Annotated in this window: 16 protein-coding genes, 1 tRNA gene and 4 pseudogenes; 10 read left to right on the top strand and 11 right to left on the bottom strand. The window is 62.2% G+C overall.

The genetic code is table 11. The features are described from left to right. The first annotated feature begins 32 nt into the window (after positions 1-32). Both ACFXS9_RS27350 and ACFXS9_RS27355 read left to right on the top strand, forming a co-directional pair. Positions 33-314, top strand: a complete 282-nt coding sequence (locus tag ACFXS9_RS27350; protein ID WP_392694059.1) for a hypothetical protein — start codon at positions 33-35, stop codon at positions 312-314. After that, a pseudogene (locus tag ACFXS9_RS27355) lies at positions 220-1,509 on the top strand (protein kinase); the annotation flags it as partial. The gene ACFXS9_RS27350 and the pseudogene ACFXS9_RS27355, both read left to right, overlap by 95 nt. Before the next feature lie 306 nt (positions 1,510-1,815). On the opposite strand, the gene ACFXS9_RS27360 reads toward ACFXS9_RS27355, so the two are convergent. Together ACFXS9_RS27360 and ald are read right to left on the bottom strand one after the other, a co-directional pair. Continuing rightward, the gene (locus tag ACFXS9_RS27360) at positions 1,816-3,252 is read right to left on the bottom strand and encodes an NAD-dependent succinate-semialdehyde dehydrogenase (RefSeq protein WP_057844112.1); all 1,437 of its coding nucleotides are present in this window, start codon (positions 3,250-3,252) and stop codon (positions 1,816-1,818) included. Between the two features lie 301 nt (positions 3,253-3,553). Continuing rightward, positions 3,554-4,653, bottom strand: a pseudogene (gene ald / locus ACFXS9_RS27365) (alanine dehydrogenase). 143 nt (positions 4,654-4,796) lie between these two features. Here ald and ACFXS9_RS27370 point away from each other — a divergent pair. Both ACFXS9_RS27370 and ACFXS9_RS27375 read left to right on the top strand, forming a co-directional pair. Further along, the gene (locus ACFXS9_RS27370; RefSeq protein WP_245309210.1) at positions 4,797-5,270 is read left to right on the top strand and encodes an Lrp/AsnC family transcriptional regulator; all 474 of its coding nucleotides are present in this window, start codon (positions 4,797-4,799) and stop codon (positions 5,268-5,270) included. Between the two features lie 214 nt (positions 5,271-5,484). Continuing rightward, the gene (locus ACFXS9_RS27375) at positions 5,485-5,667 is read left to right on the top strand and encodes a hypothetical protein (RefSeq protein ID WP_392694063.1); all 183 of its coding nucleotides are present in this window, start codon (positions 5,485-5,487) and stop codon (positions 5,665-5,667) included. 45 nt (positions 5,668-5,712) lie between these two features. Here ACFXS9_RS27375 and ACFXS9_RS27380 read toward each other — a convergent pair whose 3' ends face one another. Continuing rightward, the gene (locus ACFXS9_RS27380; protein ID WP_392694066.1) at positions 5,713-6,639 is read right to left on the bottom strand and encodes an SDR family NAD(P)-dependent oxidoreductase; all 927 of its coding nucleotides are present in this window, start codon (positions 6,637-6,639) and stop codon (positions 5,713-5,715) included. Between the two features lie 93 nt (positions 6,640-6,732). Here ACFXS9_RS27380 and ACFXS9_RS27385 point away from each other — a divergent pair, with 93 nt between their 5' ends. Continuing rightward, entirely contained in the window at positions 6,733-7,173 is a 441-nt protein-coding gene (locus ACFXS9_RS27385; protein ID WP_392694069.1) for a CBS domain-containing protein, read from the top strand. A gap of 95 nt (positions 7,174-7,268) precedes the next feature. Here ACFXS9_RS27385 and ACFXS9_RS27390 read toward each other — a convergent pair whose 3' ends face one another. Continuing rightward, entirely contained in the window at positions 7,269-7,733 is a 465-nt protein-coding gene (locus ACFXS9_RS27390; RefSeq protein ID WP_392694072.1) for a YbhB/YbcL family Raf kinase inhibitor-like protein, read from the bottom strand. 247 nt (positions 7,734-7,980) lie between these two features. On the opposite strand from ACFXS9_RS27390, the gene ACFXS9_RS27395 reads away from it, so the two are divergent. After that, complete coding sequence (locus tag ACFXS9_RS27395) at positions 7,981-9,315, top strand: erythromycin esterase family protein (RefSeq protein WP_392694075.1); 1,335 nt, start codon at positions 7,981-7,983, stop codon at positions 9,313-9,315. Between the two features lie 2 nt (positions 9,316-9,317). Beyond that, positions 9,318-10,652, top strand: a complete 1,335-nt coding sequence (locus ACFXS9_RS27400; RefSeq protein ID WP_392694077.1) for a phosphoribosyltransferase family protein — start codon at positions 9,318-9,320, stop codon at positions 10,650-10,652. A gap of 60 nt (positions 10,653-10,712) precedes the next feature. Here ACFXS9_RS27400 and greA read toward each other — a convergent pair whose 3' ends face one another. Further along, a complete protein-coding gene (gene greA / locus ACFXS9_RS27405; protein ID WP_392694080.1) occupies positions 10,713-11,219 on the bottom strand; it encodes a transcription elongation factor GreA in 507 nt (168 codons plus the stop codon). An 869-nt stretch (positions 11,220-12,088) separates the two neighbouring features. Between greA and ACFXS9_RS27410 the strand changes: the two genes are divergently transcribed. Together ACFXS9_RS27410 and ACFXS9_RS27415 are read left to right on the top strand one after the other, a co-directional pair. After that, positions 12,089-12,322: a DUF1127 domain-containing protein gene (locus ACFXS9_RS27410; protein WP_392694083.1), complete on the top strand. Its 234-nt coding sequence runs from the start codon at positions 12,089-12,091 to the stop codon at positions 12,320-12,322. Beyond that, positions 12,319-12,948, top strand: a complete 630-nt coding sequence (locus ACFXS9_RS27415; protein ID WP_392694085.1) for a LysE family translocator — start codon at positions 12,319-12,321, stop codon at positions 12,946-12,948. The genes ACFXS9_RS27410 and ACFXS9_RS27415 overlap by 4 nt, the downstream gene beginning before the upstream one ends. A 920-nt stretch (positions 12,949-13,868) precedes the next feature. Here ACFXS9_RS27415 and ACFXS9_RS27420 read toward each other — a convergent pair. Then, positions 13,869-14,573: a S1C family serine protease gene (locus ACFXS9_RS27420; RefSeq protein WP_392694088.1), complete on the bottom strand. Its 705-nt coding sequence runs from the start codon at positions 14,571-14,573 to the stop codon at positions 13,869-13,871. 7 nt (positions 14,574-14,580) lie between these two features. Beyond that, positions 14,581-15,102: a trypsin-like peptidase domain-containing protein gene (locus ACFXS9_RS27425; RefSeq protein ID WP_392694090.1), complete on the bottom strand. Its 522-nt coding sequence runs from the start codon at positions 15,100-15,102 to the stop codon at positions 14,581-14,583. 414 nt (positions 15,103-15,516) lie between these two features. On the opposite strand from ACFXS9_RS27425, the gene ACFXS9_RS27430 reads away from it, so the two are divergent. Next, on the top strand, positions 15,517-15,801 hold the full coding sequence (locus ACFXS9_RS27430; protein WP_392694092.1) for a hypothetical protein: 285 nt from the start codon (positions 15,517-15,519) through the stop codon (positions 15,799-15,801). Between the two features lie 302 nt (positions 15,802-16,103). On the opposite strand, the pseudogene ACFXS9_RS27435 reads toward ACFXS9_RS27430, so the two are convergent. The 4 genes and pseudogenes from ACFXS9_RS27435 to ACFXS9_RS27450 form a co-directional block, all read right to left on the bottom strand. After that, positions 16,104-16,675, bottom strand: a pseudogene (locus tag ACFXS9_RS27435) (hypothetical protein). Further along, positions 16,665-16,961, bottom strand: coding sequence for a hypothetical protein (locus ACFXS9_RS27440; RefSeq protein ID WP_392694095.1), 297 nt, complete (start codon positions 16,959-16,961; stop codon positions 16,665-16,667). Before ACFXS9_RS27440 ends, ACFXS9_RS27435 begins: the two are co-directional and overlap by 11 nt. A 196-nt stretch (positions 16,962-17,157) precedes the next feature. Next, a tRNA-Met gene (locus ACFXS9_RS27445) sits at positions 17,158-17,234 on the bottom strand. 116 nt (positions 17,235-17,350) lie between these two features. Then, positions 17,351-17,736 (bottom strand): annotated as a pseudogene (locus ACFXS9_RS27450) (hypothetical protein). Positions 17,737-17,739 lie beyond the last annotated feature (3 nt).

The following is a 17,739-nucleotide window of genomic DNA, read 5'->3' on the forward strand; positions in this document are numbered from 1 at the left end:
GGCGCGCGCTGCCAAATTGACAGGTCGCGCGGGTGACAATCGGTTCGCAGCGGAATCTCGGGGTTCGTGTCGGCTTCGTCAGCGAAACCGGCAGGCGCTCCGCCAATGAGGATTATGTCGGGACCTGTCTCGGTCGGTCTGGTGTAAGCAACCGCGACATCGTCGCCGCCGTCGCTGACGGTGTCGGCGGATACAAGGGCGGACGCGAAGCCGCTGAGCTTGCGGTTCGTTGCTTCATCGACGCCTATTACTCCCCTCCCCGAGACGCTCGGCGTACGCCGCCGGGCGTCGCGCTCGCTGGAAGCCGCCAATAGCTGGATCTATACGCAAGGCCGCACCGATCCTCGCCTCAGCGGCATGAGTTGCGCCTTCTCGTCGATCATCCTGTCGCGGCGCCTTTGCCACATCATTCACATCGGCGATACCCGCGCCTATCGCCTGAGCGAGGGGCGGCTGGAGCGGCTGACCACCGACCACATCGCCGGACGCGGCGATCTGGCTCACCTGCTCAACCGCGCCATCGGCTTCGAGGATTTTGCCCGCTTCGACTACGCGACCGTCGGGTTGCGGCAGCACGACAGGCTGCTGATCTGCAGCGACGGCGTCCATGGCGTACTCGCCGATCACCGCCTGCAGCTACTATTGAGCGAGCGCACCTCGCCGGAAGAATCCGCTCGCGCGCTCGTCGACGCGGCGCTGGATGCCGGTTCCACCGACAACATGACCGCGCTCGTGCTCGATGTCGTCGACCTGCCCCCCGCCGACCGGGACGAGCTCACTCACTCGATCGCGACGCTTCCGATTCTGGATTTGCCTGCGACGGGCGATGTGATCGATGATTTCACGCTCGGCGAAATACTGTCGGACGGCCGCTACAGCCGATTGTTCAAGGCGATCGACGAGCGGCAGGGCCGGGAGGTCGTGCTGAAGTTTCCGCATCCGCGGGTTGCCAGTGAGGGTTCCTATCGCCTCGCCTTCGTCCGCGAGGCATGGGTCGCGGCCCGCGTGCGTAGCCTTTGGATCGGAGAGATCATCGAACTGCCTGCCGAACGGCAGACTCGCCTCTATTCGGTGATGCCACTCTACGAGGGCGAGACGCTGGAGCAGCGCCTCAATCGTTCGCCGCAGCTTTCGCTGGCCGAAGGCGTCGGCATCGCCACCAAGCTGGCGCGCGCGGTTGCGACCCTGCACCGGGCCGGCATCATCCATCGCGACATCAAGCCCGACAACGTGATCCTGTTGAAGGGCGGCGGATTGCGGCTGGTCGATCTCGGCGTTGCGCGCGTGCCGTTGCTCGAGGACTTCCCGGCTGAGGATATTCCGGGCACGGCGAGCTACATGGCGCCGGAGTTGTTCGGCGGGCGGCCAGGCGACGAGTTTTCCGATCTCTATGCGCTCGGCGTCACCGTGTACCGGATGTTCACTGCGGCCTATCCCTACGGCGAAATCGAACCGTTCTCGCGGCCTCGCTTCGGCAAGCCAGCCTACCTCTCGCGCTATCGCCCCGATCTGCCGGCTTGGCTGGACGCGGTGGTCGGCAAGGCGCTCAACGTCGATCGTGCACAACGCTACGGCGACGTCATCGAATTCTCGCACGAGCTCGAAAACGGCGCGATGTGGGCAAAGCCCGCCGTCACGTCACGGCGCTCTCTTTACGAGCGCGACCCGCTGGTGTTCTGGAAGAGCCTGTCGGCGGGCCTGATCGTGCTCGTTATCCTCCTGCTTGCATGGATCGTAAAAGTTAGCCCGACGCTCGGGTGGAGCGTCGGGCCATATCATGAGCGAAGCAAACAGGGCTGGCTTCGCCAGCCTGGTTCACACCCCGGTCTGGGTGATGAACTTGGTATTGAAATAGCCCTCCATCGCCTCGGTGCCGCCTTCCGAGCCGTAGCCGGAATCCTTGACGCCACCGAACGGTACTTCGGGCAGGGCCAGACCAAAACTGTTGATCGAGACCATGCCGGCTTCGATCGCCGCGCCGATCGCGGTCGCCGTCTTGGTCGAGCTGGTAAAGGCGTAGGACGCGAGACCGAACGGCAAGCGGTTGGCCTCCTCGGCCACCTCGTCGAAGGTGGAGAACCGCGAGATCAGCGCCAGCGGCCCGAACGGCTCCTCGTTCATGGCGCGCGCGTCCTTCGGCACGTCGCTGACGACCGTCGGCTCGAAGAAGTAGCCCTTGTTGCCGACGCGGTGCCCCCCGGTCTCGAGCTTGGCGCCCTTGCCGACCGCATCCTGCACCATACCCTCGATGGCGGTGACGCGGCGCGGATTGGCGAGCGAGCCCATCTTCGAGTCAGGATCGAGACCATTGCCGACCTTCATCGACTTGGCGCCTTCGACGAACTTGTCGACGAATTCACGGAACACGTCGTCCTGCACCAGCATGCGCGTCGGCGAGATGCAGACCTGGCCGGCATTGCGGTATTTCGCCGCCGCCAGAATCTTCGCCGCCGACGACACGTCGGCGTCCTTGAACACGATGGCCGGCGCGTGGCCGCCCAGCTCCATGGTGGCGCGCTTCATGTGCAGGCCCGCCAAGGCCGAGAGCTGCTTGCCCACAACGGTGGAGCCGGTGAAGGAAATCTTGCGGATCACCGGATGCGGAATGAGATATTCCGAAATCTCCGACGGCACGCCATAGACCAGGTTGATGACGCCGTCAGGCACGCCCGCATCGACGAACGCCTTGATCAGTTGCGCAGGCGAGGCCGGCGTTTCCTCGGGCGCCTTGACGATGATCGAACAGCCGGCCGCGAGCCCCGCGGAGAGCTTGCGAACCACCTGGTTGATCGGGAAATTCCACGGCGTAAACGCCGCGACCGGGCCGACCGGCTCCTTGACGGCGATCTGGTAGATGCCGGGGCCGCGCGCCGGGATCACCCGGCCATAGGCGCGCTTGGCTTCTTCGGCGAACCACTCGATGACGTCGGCGGCGGCCATGGCCTCCATCTTGGCCTCGGCCAGCGTCTTGCCCTGTTCCATCGTCAACAGCGGCGCGATCTCGTCATTGCGCTCGCGCATGATCGCGGCCGCCTTGCGCATGATCTTGCAGCGGTCGAACGGCGCCACCGCGCGCCAGACCTTAAAACCCTTGGCGGCGGCTTCCAGCGCCTCATCAAGATCGGCACGATCGGCATGCGCAACGGTGCCGATCGTCTCCTCGGTTGCCGGGTTGAGCACGGCGATGGTCCTGCCCGACTGGCTCGGACGCCATTTGCCGTTGATGAAGAGTTGGGTATTCGAATATGCCACGAGACTTTCTCCCTGAGCTTATTAGTCGCCAAATGGCGCGCGCGGCGGAAATCAGGCGCCTATATGATGGAAGCCCGATCGAATTGCAAAGCCGATTCAAGGGTGTGGCCGCGCGGCCGACGCATGGCGCCTCCACGGCCCGCTCCATTTCGGGACTCAGATCGCTTCGAACCTCGGCTGCTGGATGAGCGCCGCAAAATCCGGCTATCGCGTCACGCCACCGACCAGCAGGAAAACTGCCTTGCCGGCTTGCGACCGGAAGGCCACCCCACAGCGGGCGGCCAGCGTCACGCCGCCAAAATCATTTCGGTGCCGCTGCAGGCAAATTCTGGCTGTCGGCGACCGCGCGATTGGTGATCTGTCCGCGGTGCACGTTGAGCCCGGCGCGCAGATGCGGATCCTCGATCAGCGCGCGGATGCCCTTTTCAGCCAGTGCAAGGCCGAACGGCAGCGTGGCATTGTTGAGCGCATGGCTCGACGTCACCGGCACCGCGCCCGGCATGTTGGCGACGCAATAGTGCACGATCTCGTCGACGAGATAGGTCGGCGCCTGATGGGTCGTCGGCCGCGACGTCTCGAAGCAGCCGCCCTGGTCGATCGCAACGTCGACCAGTACGGCACGGTATTTCATGCGGCCGAGATGCGCGCGCGAGACGAGCTTCGGCGCACTGGCGCCCGGCACCAGCACAGCGCCGATGACGACGTCGGCCGCAATGACCTCCTCTTCGATCGCTTCCAGCGTTGCATAGCGCGTGCGCACGCGCCCCAGGAACATCTCGTCAAGAACGCGAAGGCGCGGCAGCGAGCGGTCCAGGATAACGATGTCGGCGCCGAGCCCTGCGGCCATCCGCGCAGCATGCGTGCCGACCACGCCACCGCCGATCACCGCGATCCTGCTTGGCGCCACGCCGGGCACCCCGCCGATCAGCTTGCCCATTCCGTCCGCTGATTTCCGCAAGGCCGCGCCCGCTGCCTCGATCGCCAACCGTCCCGCCACTTCGCTCATCGGCGCAAGCAAGGAAGCCCTCCATGGGCGTCGGTCACCGTCTCGTAAGCGATCGCCGTGCAGCCGGATGCCAGAAGCCCCTTGGTCTGCGCCGCATCCGGCGCAAGGTGCAAATAGGTAAAGAGGATCTGATTGTCGCGAAGCTGGCGCCATTCGCTCGGCTGCGGCTCCTTGACCTTGACCACCATGTCGGCGGTGGCGAAGATTTCCGCGGCCGTATCCACGATTGCAGCGCCGGCCGAACGGTAGACGTCATCGCTTGCGCCAATGCCGATCCCGGCGCCCTGCTCGACGATCACCTCGTGTCCCCGCGTCACATACTCCCGCACCGAAGCCGGCGTCAGGCCCACCCGATATTCCTCGACCTTGATTTCCTTGGGCACACCGATCCGCATGGGCTTGCTCCTGCATTCGAGGCCATCTGGCCGCACATAAAAGTACTGCTGAGTCGGCAACGCTTCTCGGCGAATTGCGGCTTGCTGGGAGCGAGTTGCGCATATATTCTGCACGATAAGCCAATTATTTAGTGATTTATCGCGTGAATGAACTGGATCGCATTGATTATCGGATTCTGAGCGAGCTACTCGCTGACGCCCGAGCGAGCCAGATCGAGCTTGCCGAAAAGGTCGGACTATCGCCGACAGCCTGCGCGCGCCGCATCCGCCAACTCGAGGAAGGTGGGATTATCAGGGGCTATCGCGCCGATCTCGAGCCGACTGCGCTCGGGCTCGTCACGACCGTCGTCGTCACCATCACGCTGGAAAAACAGAGCGAGGATTACCTGGCCGCATTCGAGGCGGCGATCGCCCGCTGTCCGGATGTCGTGTCCTGTCACTTGATGTCGGGCAGCGACGATTATCACTTGCAGGTCATCGCACGCGACATCGCGGACTTCGAGCGCATCCACAAGCAACATCTTTCACGGATGCCCGGGGTTGCGCGCATCCACTCGAGCTTTGCGATGCGCGAGGTGGTGCGCAGGGCCATCCCGGAGACGGCATTGCGGCGCTAGCCTCTTCGATCAACGCAATCGGCACATCCAGCCTACCAACGCATAGATGCGACGGCGAAGCGCCAGTCGTTTTCAGCGTCGTCCGGTGACCGGCGCGTTGCGTCCCGACGCTGCCGACCGGACCAGGCGCGACTTGACAGGACGCTAATCCACGGTATGTTACGTTATAACATAACCACCTCAAACCAATGATGCCTTCCGACGAGGACCCTGCATGGGCGAAGTCATTCGGCTTGTTCCGAAGCCAGAGCTTGAGCGGGCTCGCTTAATTCGAGAGGCCCGCGCAATATACGACAGCATATTTCCGTCGACGGATGCGGTCAGCCAGCACGCGGATGATCGCCTCGACCAAGGGATGCAATCGGGCAGAAAGGGCCGGGCCGTACCGGTGCGCTGACCAGCAGCGACTCGATCGCGACCGGCATTCTGCTCGCAGCTTCTTCTAGTGTATGCGATTCTCGACAGGCTTGCCCTTGAGGCCGTCGTGCGAGTGCCTGAGATCGAGCGTCGGCTTGGGTTGCTCCCTCACAAAGCTCTGCACCATCTCCCCCGGGCCGCCCTTCGCAATCGTGGTGCCGCCGTCAGCAAATATCAGCGCCCCTGTTACGAAGCTCGCCTCATCCGACGCAGCGAACGCAAAGACATTGGCCATCTCCTCCGGGGTGCCGCGCCGACCGAGCACAGTACCGGCAAGAGTCTGCTTCTCCATCTGCTCGTTCATCGGCCCGGTCTCCTTGTGCGTCCAGGCCGTATCGATAGGGCCAGGGCACACACAGAGGGCGCGCACGCCGTGCTTGCCCTGTTCATAGGCCACGCCGCGCATGAAAGCGTGAAGGAAGCCCTTTGAACCACCGTAGGGCGCCGCCGTTGGCTCACCCACTTCGCCGGCCTCTGATCCCGTCGAAATCACGACACCCCGCGAGCGCTTCAGATGCGGCAGCGCAAACTTCGTCATCAGGAATGCAGATCGGACATTGTTACGCACGATGTAGTCGAACATCTCGACCGAATGATCCTGGCATTCGGCAATTTCGGGAAAGACGCCGGCATTGTTGATCAAGATGTCGAGCCTGCCGAATGCGTCGATCGCCAGGGCGATGCAGGCTTGCGCATCCACCTCGTCTGCAACATCGCCAAGAAAGGGTTCGGCCACGCCGCCGCGCGCCCGGATGGCATGGACGACATCCTCCACCGGATCGGTAGGCAGTCCGGCAACAATGACTTTCGCACCTTCTCGCGCAAATTTATGGGCGATAGCTTCGCCGATTCCGTCGCCGCACCTGTCACGATTGATGATTTTCCGTTCAACCGTCCCGCCATCGTCATCCGCTCCGCTTTGCTCTGGTCCAAGCGTTGAACACACTCGCATGCGCGATGTTCCACACCTCGATTTCCGGTCGATAGAGGGAACGTCCGCTTGCAAATTTCGTTGGCCGCCTATCAGGCAAAGAGGAGGCTCTAGATGAAAGTTTGCGATGCCATGACCACGACCGTGCAGCTCTGCACTCCGCAGGACAGCATCAGGGATGCAGCCGAGGCGATGGCGGCGCTCAATATCGGGCTGTTGCCCGTGGCTGAAAATGACCGGTTGGTGGGAATGATCTCCGACCGTGATATTGCGACGCGCGGCATGGCGATGGGCCGAAGTCCGGATGCGCCGGTGCGCGACGTCATGACAGCGGATGTCAAATACTGCTTCGAAGACCAGGATATCGATGAAGTCACTCGCAACATGGCCGATATCCAGGTGCGGCGGTTGCCGGTGCTCACTCGAAACAAGCGGCTGGTCGGCATCATTGCGCTCGGCGATATCGCGGTTTCCAAGCCGGGTGACGGCGCCGCTACCGCGCTGCATGGGATTTCGCGGCCGAGCGGCCAACATGCGGGCGCGGTCACCGGCTGAGGCATGATGCAAACAGAAGGAACAGAGCGCCGAGCGGGAGCGGGCATGCCACAGGCGCACCCCGACACCCGCTCGTTCCATGCAACGCGTCGCCGCTACCTGCGGTACGTCCCGACGAGTTCAGCCTGGCCGATCACGTGCTTCTCGGCTGCTTTCCAGATGTCGACCACCGGCATGCTCGGCGAACGCGATAGCTCGTCGACATCCAAAGCCGCCAGCTTGAAGTGATAGTGATGCGTACCATGACCCTTGGGCGGCGCCGGCCCGCCATAGCCTAGTTCGCCGAAATCGTTCACGCCTTTGCCGAGACGCTCCGTCTTTGGTCCGTGACCGATGGCTTCCGGCAGCATCGTCCGCTCACCCATGATGTTGTAGATGCCCCAATGCCGAAACGTGCCGGACGGTGCATCCGGGTCCTCAACGATAAGGGCGAAGCTCTTCGTACCGGGCGGGGGATCCGACCATTGAAGCGGCGGAGACACATTCTGGCCGTCGGAAGTGTATTTGACCGGAATCGGCTGGTCGTCGTCGAATGCAGGACTCGTCAACTTGAACACCATATGCAGACTCCCGTGCTCATGGAATGCGAAAGGTCGCAGCGGCGGGTTCGCTCGGTCCTCCGGGGTGCAACCACGCGCCCTGCCGGTCGATTCCGCCGATACGAAGGAACGTCGGACCGGCGCTTGAGTTGCTTCAACAAGGCACGCTGATCGGCGTTTCCCGCGTGCGCTCAGGACGATCCCTGCAAGCCGCGCGTCGGTACGCCGATGCTGGACAGGCGCAGCAACCATCTAGGGAACCCGGCGCATGGCCCTTTCACCGGAAGCCGAACAAGTTCGAGAGAGGACCAATCGCGAGTTGATCAATCTCCTGCACGAGGCAGGCGAGCATCTTCCGGCTCCGGAGCAGGACGATTTCGCGTTCTATTTCGACCGGTTCGGCCCCGCGAAAATCGTGATGCTCGGCGAAGCGACACATGGCACCTCAGAATTCTATCGGGCACGTGCCGCCATCACGCGCCAGTTGATCGAACACCACGGCTTCAACATTGTCGCGGTCGAGGCCGATTGGCCGGACGCAGCAGTGCTCGATCACCTCGTGCGGCAACTGCCATCCGAGCCGCCCAAGGAGCGGCCGTTCGAACGTTTTCCGACCTGGATGTGGCGCAATATCGAAGTGAAGCAATTCATCGATTATCTGCGCTTCCACAACGACGCGTGCGCTGCGGACCGGAGAGTCGAGTTCCGGGGGCTCGACGTCTACAGCCTCAACAGCTCCATTGCCGCTGTCATCGCGTATCTCGAAGGCATCGACCCGGAACGCGCCCGCGCGGCGCGTGAACGCTATTCGTGCCTGACGCCGTGGCAGGCAGACCCTGCCGGTTACGGACGCGCCGTGCTGTCCGGCCGCGACAGTTGCGAAGACGAGGTGGTGGCTCAATTGCGCGAGGTTCTGTCGCACCGGCTTTCGCATAAAGACGGCGGCGAGGCCTTCTTCAATGCCGCGCAGAATGCCCGGATCGTGCGCGCGGCCGAGCAGTATTACCGCATCATGTATCGCGGCTCGACCGAGTCGTGGAACCTGCGCGATCGTCACATGTTCGACACGCTGCAATACGTGATGCAGGAACGCGGGCCGCAGGCGAAGGCGGTGGTCTGGGCCCACAACTCCCACATCGGCAACGCCGCGGCAACTTCGATGGGTTGGGGCGGCGAATTCAATATCGGCGAGCTTGTCCGCAACGCCTATGGCGACGAGGCTGTCCTGATCGGCTTCGGCACGGATCGCGGCACAGTGGCCGCGGCCTCCGATTGGGGCGGCGACATGGAGATCAAGTCGGTTCGGCCGGCGCGCGAGGATAGCTATGAATACCTGTTCCGCCGCACAGGTCTGGCGCGATCACTGACCGATCTGCGGCCGCCCGGCCGAGGCGAGCTGCGCGACAGGCTGACCGGTCCGAGACTGGAGCGAGCCATTGGCGTCATCTATCGACCCGAGACGGAGCTCCTCAGCCACTACTTCGAGGCGGTATTGCCCGAACAGTTCGACGCGTTCGTCTGGTTCGAAGATACCAAGGCGGTGACACCGCTTGCGACACGAGCCGTAGCGGGCGCGGCAGAGACCTATCCCTTTGGGTTCTGATCATGGCGAGTGCACGGGAACAGCTCAGCGAAGTCCTGGTCGGTCCGCAAAACCTTGCGGGTATTTTGGGCGTGCCTCACGATGCGGCCGGCATCGTCATTTTTGCGCATGGCAGCGGCAGCGGCCGTCTAAGCCCACGCAACAACCAGGTCGCAGCGGCTCTCCGTGAGGCCGGATTTGCCACGCTGCTGCTTGATCTCCTCAGCCCGGAGGAGGAGCGGGACCGCGGCAACGTATTCGATATCCCGCTGTTGGCATCACGGCTTGCAGACGCCGCGGACTGGACCCGCAACAGGCCGGAGCTCGCGAAGTTTCCGATTGGCTATTTCGGCGCAAGCACCGGTGCAGCGGCCGCGCTGGTCGCGGCTGCCGACCGACAAAACGTCGCTGCGGTGGTTTCGCGCGGCGGTCGCCCGGATTTGGCCGGCAATGCGCTGCACGCCGTCAGGGCGCCGACGCTGCTGATCGTTGGCGGAGCCGACCTACCGGTGATTCCGCTCAACCGTTCGGCTTTTGCGGAGCTCTCTTGCGAGAAGGACCTCGTGATCGTGCCGAAGGCGACGCATTTGTTCGAAGAACCCGGCGCGCTCGACCAGGTGACGCAATATGCCACGCGCTGGTTCCGCCAATTCCTGGCGTCGCCCCTCTCCGAAGAGGTGATCGACGCCGATACGGTTTTCGCCGACCGGCGAGACGCCGGACGCCGGCTGGCGTCGGCGCTCATGAAGTTCAGGGACAAGGACGCGGTCGTGCTTGCGCTGCCGCGCGGCGGCGTTCCTGTTGCATTCGAGATTGCGCAAGCGCTGCACGCCACGCTCGACGTAGCGCTCGTGCGCAAGATCGGCGCGCCGGGTCATGAGGAGCTCGGGCTCGGTGCGGTCGTCGATGGCGCCCATCCGCAGGTCGTGCTCAATGAGGACATCGTTCGCGAGATCCAGCCGGGCGCGGCCTACCTGGAAGCTGAGACTGCCCGCCAGCTTGTCGAAATCGAACGTCAACGGCGCCTTTACCGCGACGGTGATCCACCGCCAGAGATTGCCGGCCGTACGACCATTGTCGTCGACGACGGCATCGCCACCGGCGGAAGCGTGAAAGCCGTGCTGAGAGCGCTCGCAAGGGTGAAGCCGGGTCGTCTCGTTCTTGCGGTGCCGGTCGCGCCACGCGATCTGCTCGACGAGCTGAGTGCGGAGGCAGACGAGATCATTTGCCTCAAGAGCCCCGATCCGTTCTTTGCGGTCGGTATGCACTACAGGGATTTCGGCCAGACTTCGGATCAGGAAGTTACCGAGCTGTTGCATCGTTCAAAGGCGAGCAGACCGAACCAGGCGCGTGCGTGACGATCGCGATAACAATATCCGATGCGATGCTGTGCCGGCCCCGAAGATCGAGCCGCCGTTTCACACCTGCTCGCGCCTTTTTCGCTTTGCCTCAAACCACTCCACTTGTCGGACCCCGAAAGCCTTGCCGCCGCCTGGCGTCTCGACGGCCACGGTTTCCCCTTTGCTCTTTCCGATTAACGCCCTGGCGATCGGTGAAGTTATCGAAATCTTCCCCTTGCTCGCGTCGGCTTCCGGTTCGCCGACGAGCTGCCAGACCCGCTTCTCTCCGGTGTCCTCATCAATCAGCGTCACCGTGGCGCCAAACTTGATGGTATTGCCGGAAAGCTTGGATACGTCGACGATATCGGCACGCGCGAGTTTGTCTTCCAACTCAGCAATTCGAGTGTCGTTGACACTTTGCTCTGCAAGCGCAACCTGATATTCCGAATTCTCAACCAGATTTGGATCGTCGGCGATCGCCTGCTGAATTCGCTGGACAAGATCGGGCCGCTCGACGCGGATGCGGTGCCTCAGTTCATCTGCAAGGGCCGCGTAGCCCGCGGCCGTCATGGGAAATTTTGTCATCGCGACTCTTATACCGAGTTAATCGACGAAGCATGCATTCAGACGTTCACGCCACACGCCCACCAGCGGTCGCACGGTTGGGAACGCCGTGCGAGGATACGGGTTCCAATTCCAGTGAGATTGCCGGCTTCCCATAATGCGGGCGCCACGGCCCTGACCCGCCGCGCGGCTCTGCCAGCCGGTGAACGCTCGCTCGCGGAACCTGCGGAGCGGTCTGATGGAACGTTCACCTTTATGTAAGGTTGCCGGTCCAATGCGAAGGGAAAGGCTCGGGACTGTGGCTTTTCATGTCTGGTCGTGAACAGCGTCGGTTGATGATATCGATGCGATTGCATCACGAGCCTTCGATCTCGGCGTTACCATTCAATCCTTCCCGCTGGAGAGAGCCTCAGGCCGGCATCATGCTGGGATATGGGGCGATCGAAACGGCGCAGATTGCCGAAGGGCTGAGGCGGCTGCGAAGTTGCTTCGATGAACGCGTGTCGCGACGCTCGAAAGCAGCGTGAGCGACGCGCTCAGACAATCCGACAAATACAGTCCTGAGGCCTGAATTGGACTGATTGACGATCCGCGGATTGGACCTTCCGTCATACCGCTTCGCTTTCTAATGTTGGGCCGCTGACGCGCGCGGCGTCAGATAGCTGCGCCGATATTGACCAGACGGCGAGCTACGCGGAACGCGATGCGACCGTGCGCGGGCACGCCCGCCACGACGATGGCCGCTTGCGTTGAGAACCGCATGCACATCTTGACCGCCGACCATGGCTCGTCATCGCACGACTATGTGAGAGGTGAATAAGCTCACACGCCAACAACGCGGATGCCGATAGTTCTATCCGCCAACTTCTGCGATATCAGGAGAACTCATCATGTCCGTTATCGTCAATTCGCTCATGAGTTGGAAGGAAGCCGCGCACGGAACCGCGGCGTCCAGCCATCGTCGACTTGGATGGGGATTACGGTTCCTACACTGGTGCATCCAGTGTTCGGAGCGGTCGCGGCAGCGACAAGCCCTGGCGGAGCTCGATGACCACTTTCTCAAGGACATCGGCAAGACGCGGCAAGAGGCCATGGCCGAAGCAGCCAAGCCGTCCTGGAAATGACGCCGTTCATCGCGGACTTGCTGCCGGCGGTGGCGCTGGGCTTGTGCGTCGCTATCCCGTTCGGTCCGATTGGCTTGATGTGCGTGCAGCGGACGCTGGCATTCGGAACCTGGACAGGAGTTGCGAGCGGCATGGGTGCGGCAACAGCCCACGGCATGTTCAGTTGCCTGGCCGCCGTGAGCGGGACCGTGTTAACGCAGAAGATGCTCCCCCTGCAGACGCCGCTGCGCATCACCGCAGGGATCGTGCTGGTCTTGATGGGCCTCAGGACCATTCTCGTGTCCACGCGCACGGCGCACAGCGCAGCATGCGCAGACGCGACATGCGGGGATTTGCTTTCGGCCTATACATCGACCCTGTTGATCGCCGCCGCCAACCCGATGACGATACTGCCGTACCTGGGTGTCGCGTCTGCGCTGGAAACCGGCAACCCGCTGGTCATGGATCGCGCGCTGGTGACGTCAATCGGTGTGATGCTGGGCTGTGCATCCTGGTATCTCTTCCTCGCCCTCAGCACGAACGCCATGTTTCGGAGCTTGCAGAAAACCGTGCTGGATTGGCTCAACAGGCTCGCCGGGATCCTCCTGATAGCTTTGGGAGCTTCGCTATGCGCCCGCATCGTCTGATGGCGACAGCAGACATCCACTGCGCACCACCTTGGCGGCGCCGCCGCCGCGCTCCCAACTACAAAATATGGAAAACAACCCCATGCAAAGTAGCAATAGTCGCTGGCATGATACCTTGAGCGATTCCGCGAACACTTGACACGTCGGGCAAATCAGCGGCACTACTCCATCATCGCGCAGACTAGCTATGGGCCTGCTGCAACGTCGCCCTTCGTCGCGATTGCACACAAAATCCTTTTGACAATTGAAAGTCGCCGCAACGAGCCATCGCCTGCGCGTTGCCGAACCGCGCGTTTCCGGCCCGCGCCGAGGAATATCGACATGAACACCGCTCCGGACCTCAATCTGCCGACGGCGACGGCCGCAATTCTAACTAGGACAGCCCCCGAACTGACGACCGCCGGTTCTGCTCTGCCGTCAACGGCTTCCCGTCGATCTCGCGCTGTGCAGGAAGCTGCAGCACCGTTGCGCTCTGACCGGGACGCAGCTTTGTGAGAAGCACGATCTTGCCGTTCGCAAATTCCAGTGCGTCATGGTGCGAATTGGTTCCCCGATTGATTTGCCGAAAACGCGCGAGCCGCGCCCCAATGCTCCCGAACCGCATTTGCGGGAAGAGCTTCGCAAACGGGTGATCGCATAGAGCGTCCTCGCTGAAAGCAAGTTCGGTGCCTGGCAAGAGGCATACAGCGGTGTCTGGCTCTCCGATCGCGGAGAACCCGCGTGTCACCGTATTGGGGAATTCGCCCGTTAGCAGCACGTCTCCCGCTCTTGCGGGACGCGATTGGATGGCATGCAGGCTGTAGTCACACATCAAGACGCTCCACTTTGATTCTTCCGACGTGTATCCGTCCGGCTCCTTCGAACTTCTCGCGGGCCAAGATTTCGCGAGCTGCTCCGAACGCCAGCTATCTTGGATTTTCCTATCTTGGATTTTCCCTTGGGCTTGCCGCGGACGCATTGGGTTCATTCGGCTGCTGACCCAAGGTCACGTTCAATGAGCTCTCTTTTCCTTGCCGAAGCACCGTGAGCTGGGTCGAAGAGCCCGGCGCCATCGCACCGACTTTCCTGGTTAGCTCGTTGGCGTTCTTGACTGACTCACCACCGACCGATGTGATCACGTCTCCGCTTCGCAATCCGGCTTTCGCAGCGGGACTATTGTCTTGAACCATTGCCACGATCGCACCGCGGAGATTGCTCAGTCCGAGGCCGTCGGCAAGTTCAGGAGTGACCGATTGAACTTTGGTCCCGATCCATCCGCGCGTGACCGCGCCCTTCTCCTTTAGCTGCGGTATCACCGCCTTGACCGTATCGGCCGGGACCGCAAAAGCAACGCCCACTGAGCCTTGGGAGGGCGAAAAGATCATGCTGTTGACCCCGATGACATCGCCTCGGGCATTGAAGCTCGGACCGCCAGCATCGCCGCTGTTGATTGCCGCATCGATTTGGATGAAATCCTTCGCTGAACCAACCTCGATGTCGCGCTCGCGCGCTGAAATGATACCGGCCGTCACGGTACCTCCCATCGCAAGCGGATTCCCGGCGGTAAGCACCCAATCACCCACGCGCGGCGGCTGGTCAGAGAGCTTCACGTAGCTGAAGTCCGTGCGTCCGTCGACTTTGATCAAGGCGATATCACTCCACGAGTCCCTTCCTGATGACTCTTGCCGAATAGGCCTGGTTGTCGCTGGTTCGGATCTCGGCCGTGTCGTTGCCTTCCACGACGTGACTGCTGGTCACGGCATAACCGTCCGGAGAGATGAAGAAGCCTGATCCAGCATTGGTCAGTTCGAGTGTTTCCAGTGCCTTCCCTCGATCAGACGCATCCGGATCCGCCCCTGGAATCTCCCGTTTCGGAGCGCGCTGTTCAGGCGCACCAAATTTGCGCGTCGCTGTCGCTTTGGAACGCACCCCAATCACGGCCGGTTGAACTTTTTCGGCGAGATCGGCGAAATCGCCGGGCCCACTACCATCTTCAGTACCAGCAACCCGATCGATCGCCGGCCTGCCCACGAAGGAAGCCTTGCCCGGAGAATTTACCGTTGCCTGCGCGATATTCGCGATCACGGGAATCGCGAAGACGGTCATCCCGCCCATCATCGACGCCCGGCGCCAGCTCAAAACCAAATTTCCACGAGCCAAATTTCCATGAGCCATGTGCGCTTCCATCGGCTTTTGTCATCGCCTCACCGCGGTTTTGACGTCAGACGCCGGCACTTTAGCTCGCCGTCAGTTCCTGCGAGAGGCGCTCAGACGCTCGCGGCAATGTGGGCCCAACAATCTGCCGCGCCGGCAGTTCCACTCGGGCCCACCGAGGATAAGGAAGTCATCCCAAATGCGGCAAACCGCCGATGATTGATCGCCTCGCCACCGAAACCCCGCATGGAAAATCCGACATGGCTCCCAACGTGACCTTCCGTGCGGTCGCAGTTCCATCAGGAAGCGTGCGCTCGGCTCCACTATCATCCGTTCGCAGAGGCGTTAAATGAACTTGCGGCGAGCCTTCGCAACTTTCTCTGAACCGCCGTGCCATGTTAGCATGAATCTATGCAACGACGGTGAGAGCAGGCTGTGATCAAGGTCGAGCGAGCCGGCGAAGGCGATCCACTCGAATTCGAAGTGATCGTCCGTGTGGGAAACGGCGAGACTCGCCATCACGTCACGATGGCAAGAGATACTTGCGAACGGCTGACGATGGGCGCGCACAGGCCCGAGCGCTGCATCGAGGCGGCGTTCCAATTCCTGCTTGATCGCGAACCCCAAGGATCGATCCTGCGGCGTTTCGACATCACCGTGATCTCCCGTTACTTTCCCGAGTTCGAGCGCGAGCTGCCACGCTACCTCTCTCAATCCTGATTCGGCCGCCATATTCGGCAGGGAGAGCAATTGGCCATGCTGGTCTGCGAAAGCGCGCGGAGATCGAGCGCTCGTCGCGAAATCGCATGATCTCGTGAGCGCTCGGGCCATCCGATTCCGCAAAGGTCGCGATTACGCGGTCGCAGAAGCCGCGCTGCTCCTCCCAATCGAGATCGCTGCCCTGGATAGCGAAATAGTCAGAGACCAACCTGCTTATGGGCTACTTTGGGGCTATCCGACCTATCGTGTGGAATGACGCGCGTGCGCCGTGGCCAGTCTTCTGAGCGACTGCGGGCGTTGGCTCACGCCTGCCGATACAGAATGATCGGAACTTCCGGAGCAAGTTGGTTCAGGAAGTCGAAGTCGCCGACATTCCCTGTCAATACGCTGGCACCAAAACCCCGCGCCTGAAGATAGACGAGCGCATCGTTGAGGTATTTCCGCTTATGACCGCCCCCTTGGGCGCGCCGCTGAGACGAACGAGCTCGCCCGCAAGCATTCCCGCTTCGCCCCACATCGCCGTGTCCGGAGCTTGCAAGCGATGCCGCGGGATGTCCTCGATCACACGCCGTACCGTTTGCAGAATCCCACTCGTTGAGGGGTGAGCCGGATCGAGCCGCCCGAACACATGCGTCAGGTCGGCAAGGCAGACGGCCGAGTGGTGGCAGACGCGATATGTCAGCAATTCATCGACGGCGTCCGGCGTACGTGCCTGCAAGACGTCGAGGTAAACGCTGGTATCGAGAATCAGCGCGCCGCCGATGAGCGGCGCGTCGGATGCCCAGGCAAGCTCGGAATCTGACCGTCGCGTCAACCGCTCCAAACGGTTGTGCGGCTTCAGCCTCCGCAACGTTCCCTGGAGATCAAATGGCAAGATCGATATCTGCCGGGACGCTTCCCTTGCGCCGAACAAGACGCGCGCCGAAATCGTCTTCGAGTGCCAAACGCGACAACGCGAGCTCTAGAAGTTCGGTATCGGAAGACACGTGAGCCCGCTTCTTTGCCGCTTCGATCAGGCCTGCCGGCACGCGGCCGGACAAGCGCGTGTTCTTGGCCTCACCGAGCAGCCCGACGGCGCGTGCCTGCTCGAGCACGAGCCGGTTGCGCTTAAGCGCAATGTGCTCGTCGGTCGTCTTCGACGTGCGGGTTCGCATAACCATGACACCTCCAGCGTTGAACAAAATATGACAATTGTTCAACGTTTTGGAAGATCTGAAACGAGGGGTTGTCCGGCGATCGGTGCGACCATCGCGCACGCGCTCGCGGCTACAACATCAGCCGGCGGCTTGGCCCCGACCCGGCGCGCGAGGTTCATTGGCGTAGGCGATCGTAGAAAGTCGTAGAAAATCGCAGAATTGGTAGCGGGAGAGGGACTCGAACCCCCGACCCCAGGATTATGATTCCCGTGCTCTAACCAGCTGAGCTACCCCGCCACGGCATCGCGGTGGCGGCAGGCAATGCCGCGGTCGCGAACGCGCGGCATATAAGGAGCGGGTCGACGCCCTGTCAAGCAAAGCGAGCCGTCCGGCCAAGCATCTGCAAAATTGCGCTATTTCGGCCGGATTGACGGATCGCCGCCGGGACTGCCGGGTGGCGGAATCACCGGCGTCTTGCCATCTTCCGGCGTGGGCGCATGGATTTCGGGATCAACGCCCGGGGGCGGACACAATACGCCCTCCGAACGGGCCAGTTTGTCGCCGAGCGGCTCGGTCCGCTGACCGGTGGTCGTTCCTTCCGCGCCTTCCCCTCCGGAACCGTCGCGCCGGAATTCGGCGCCGGCTGCATCGGGGCGCAATTGACATTGGCGGCGCGGTCGGGCGATGGCGGTGCGGTCTGGGCGGGCGGCGTCGTAGGGCTGGGCGGAGCCTGCGCGCCCGCCATGCTCGTAGCCGCCATCAACACACATGAAAGAAGAAGTGCCCGGTGCATTGCCATACC

Origin of the sequence: Bradyrhizobium sp. RDI18 (genome assembly GCF_043203335.1) — a bacterium.
Classification (GTDB): Bacteria; Pseudomonadota; Alphaproteobacteria; order Rhizobiales; family Xanthobacteraceae; genus Bradyrhizobium; species Bradyrhizobium retamae.

Coding starts and splice junctions, on each gene's coding strand:
- ACFXS9_RS27440 (WP_392694095.1), bottom strand. CDS start 16,961: ATGGTTATGCGAACCCGCACGTCGAAGACGACCGACGAGCACATTGCG.
- ACFXS9_RS27395 (WP_392694075.1), top strand. CDS start 7,981: ATGGCCCTTTCACCGGAAGCCGAACAAGTTCGAGAGAGGACCAATCGC.
- ACFXS9_RS27375 (WP_392694063.1), top strand. CDS start 5,485: ATGGGCGAAGTCATTCGGCTTGTTCCGAAGCCAGAGCTTGAGCGGGCT.
- ACFXS9_RS27385 (WP_392694069.1), top strand. CDS start 6,733: ATGAAAGTTTGCGATGCCATGACCACGACCGTGCAGCTCTGCACTCCG.
- greA (WP_392694080.1), bottom strand. CDS start 11,219: ATGACAAAATTTCCCATGACGGCCGCGGGCTACGCGGCCCTTGCAGAT.
- ACFXS9_RS27415 (WP_392694085.1), top strand. CDS start 12,319: ATGACGCCGTTCATCGCGGACTTGCTGCCGGCGGTGGCGCTGGGCTTG.
- ACFXS9_RS27425 (WP_392694090.1), bottom strand. CDS start 15,102: ATGGCTCATGGAAATTTGGCTCGTGGAAATTTGGTTTTGAGCTGGCGC.
- ACFXS9_RS27410 (WP_392694083.1), top strand. CDS start 12,089: ATGTCCGTTATCGTCAATTCGCTCATGAGTTGGAAGGAAGCCGCGCAC.
- ACFXS9_RS27380 (WP_392694066.1), bottom strand. CDS start 6,639: ATGCGAGTGTGTTCAACGCTTGGACCAGAGCAAAGCGGAGCGGATGAC.
- ACFXS9_RS27400 (WP_392694077.1), top strand. CDS start 9,318: ATGGCGAGTGCACGGGAACAGCTCAGCGAAGTCCTGGTCGGTCCGCAA.
- ACFXS9_RS27390 (WP_392694072.1), bottom strand. CDS start 7,733: ATGGTGTTCAAGTTGACGAGTCCTGCATTCGACGACGACCAGCCGATT.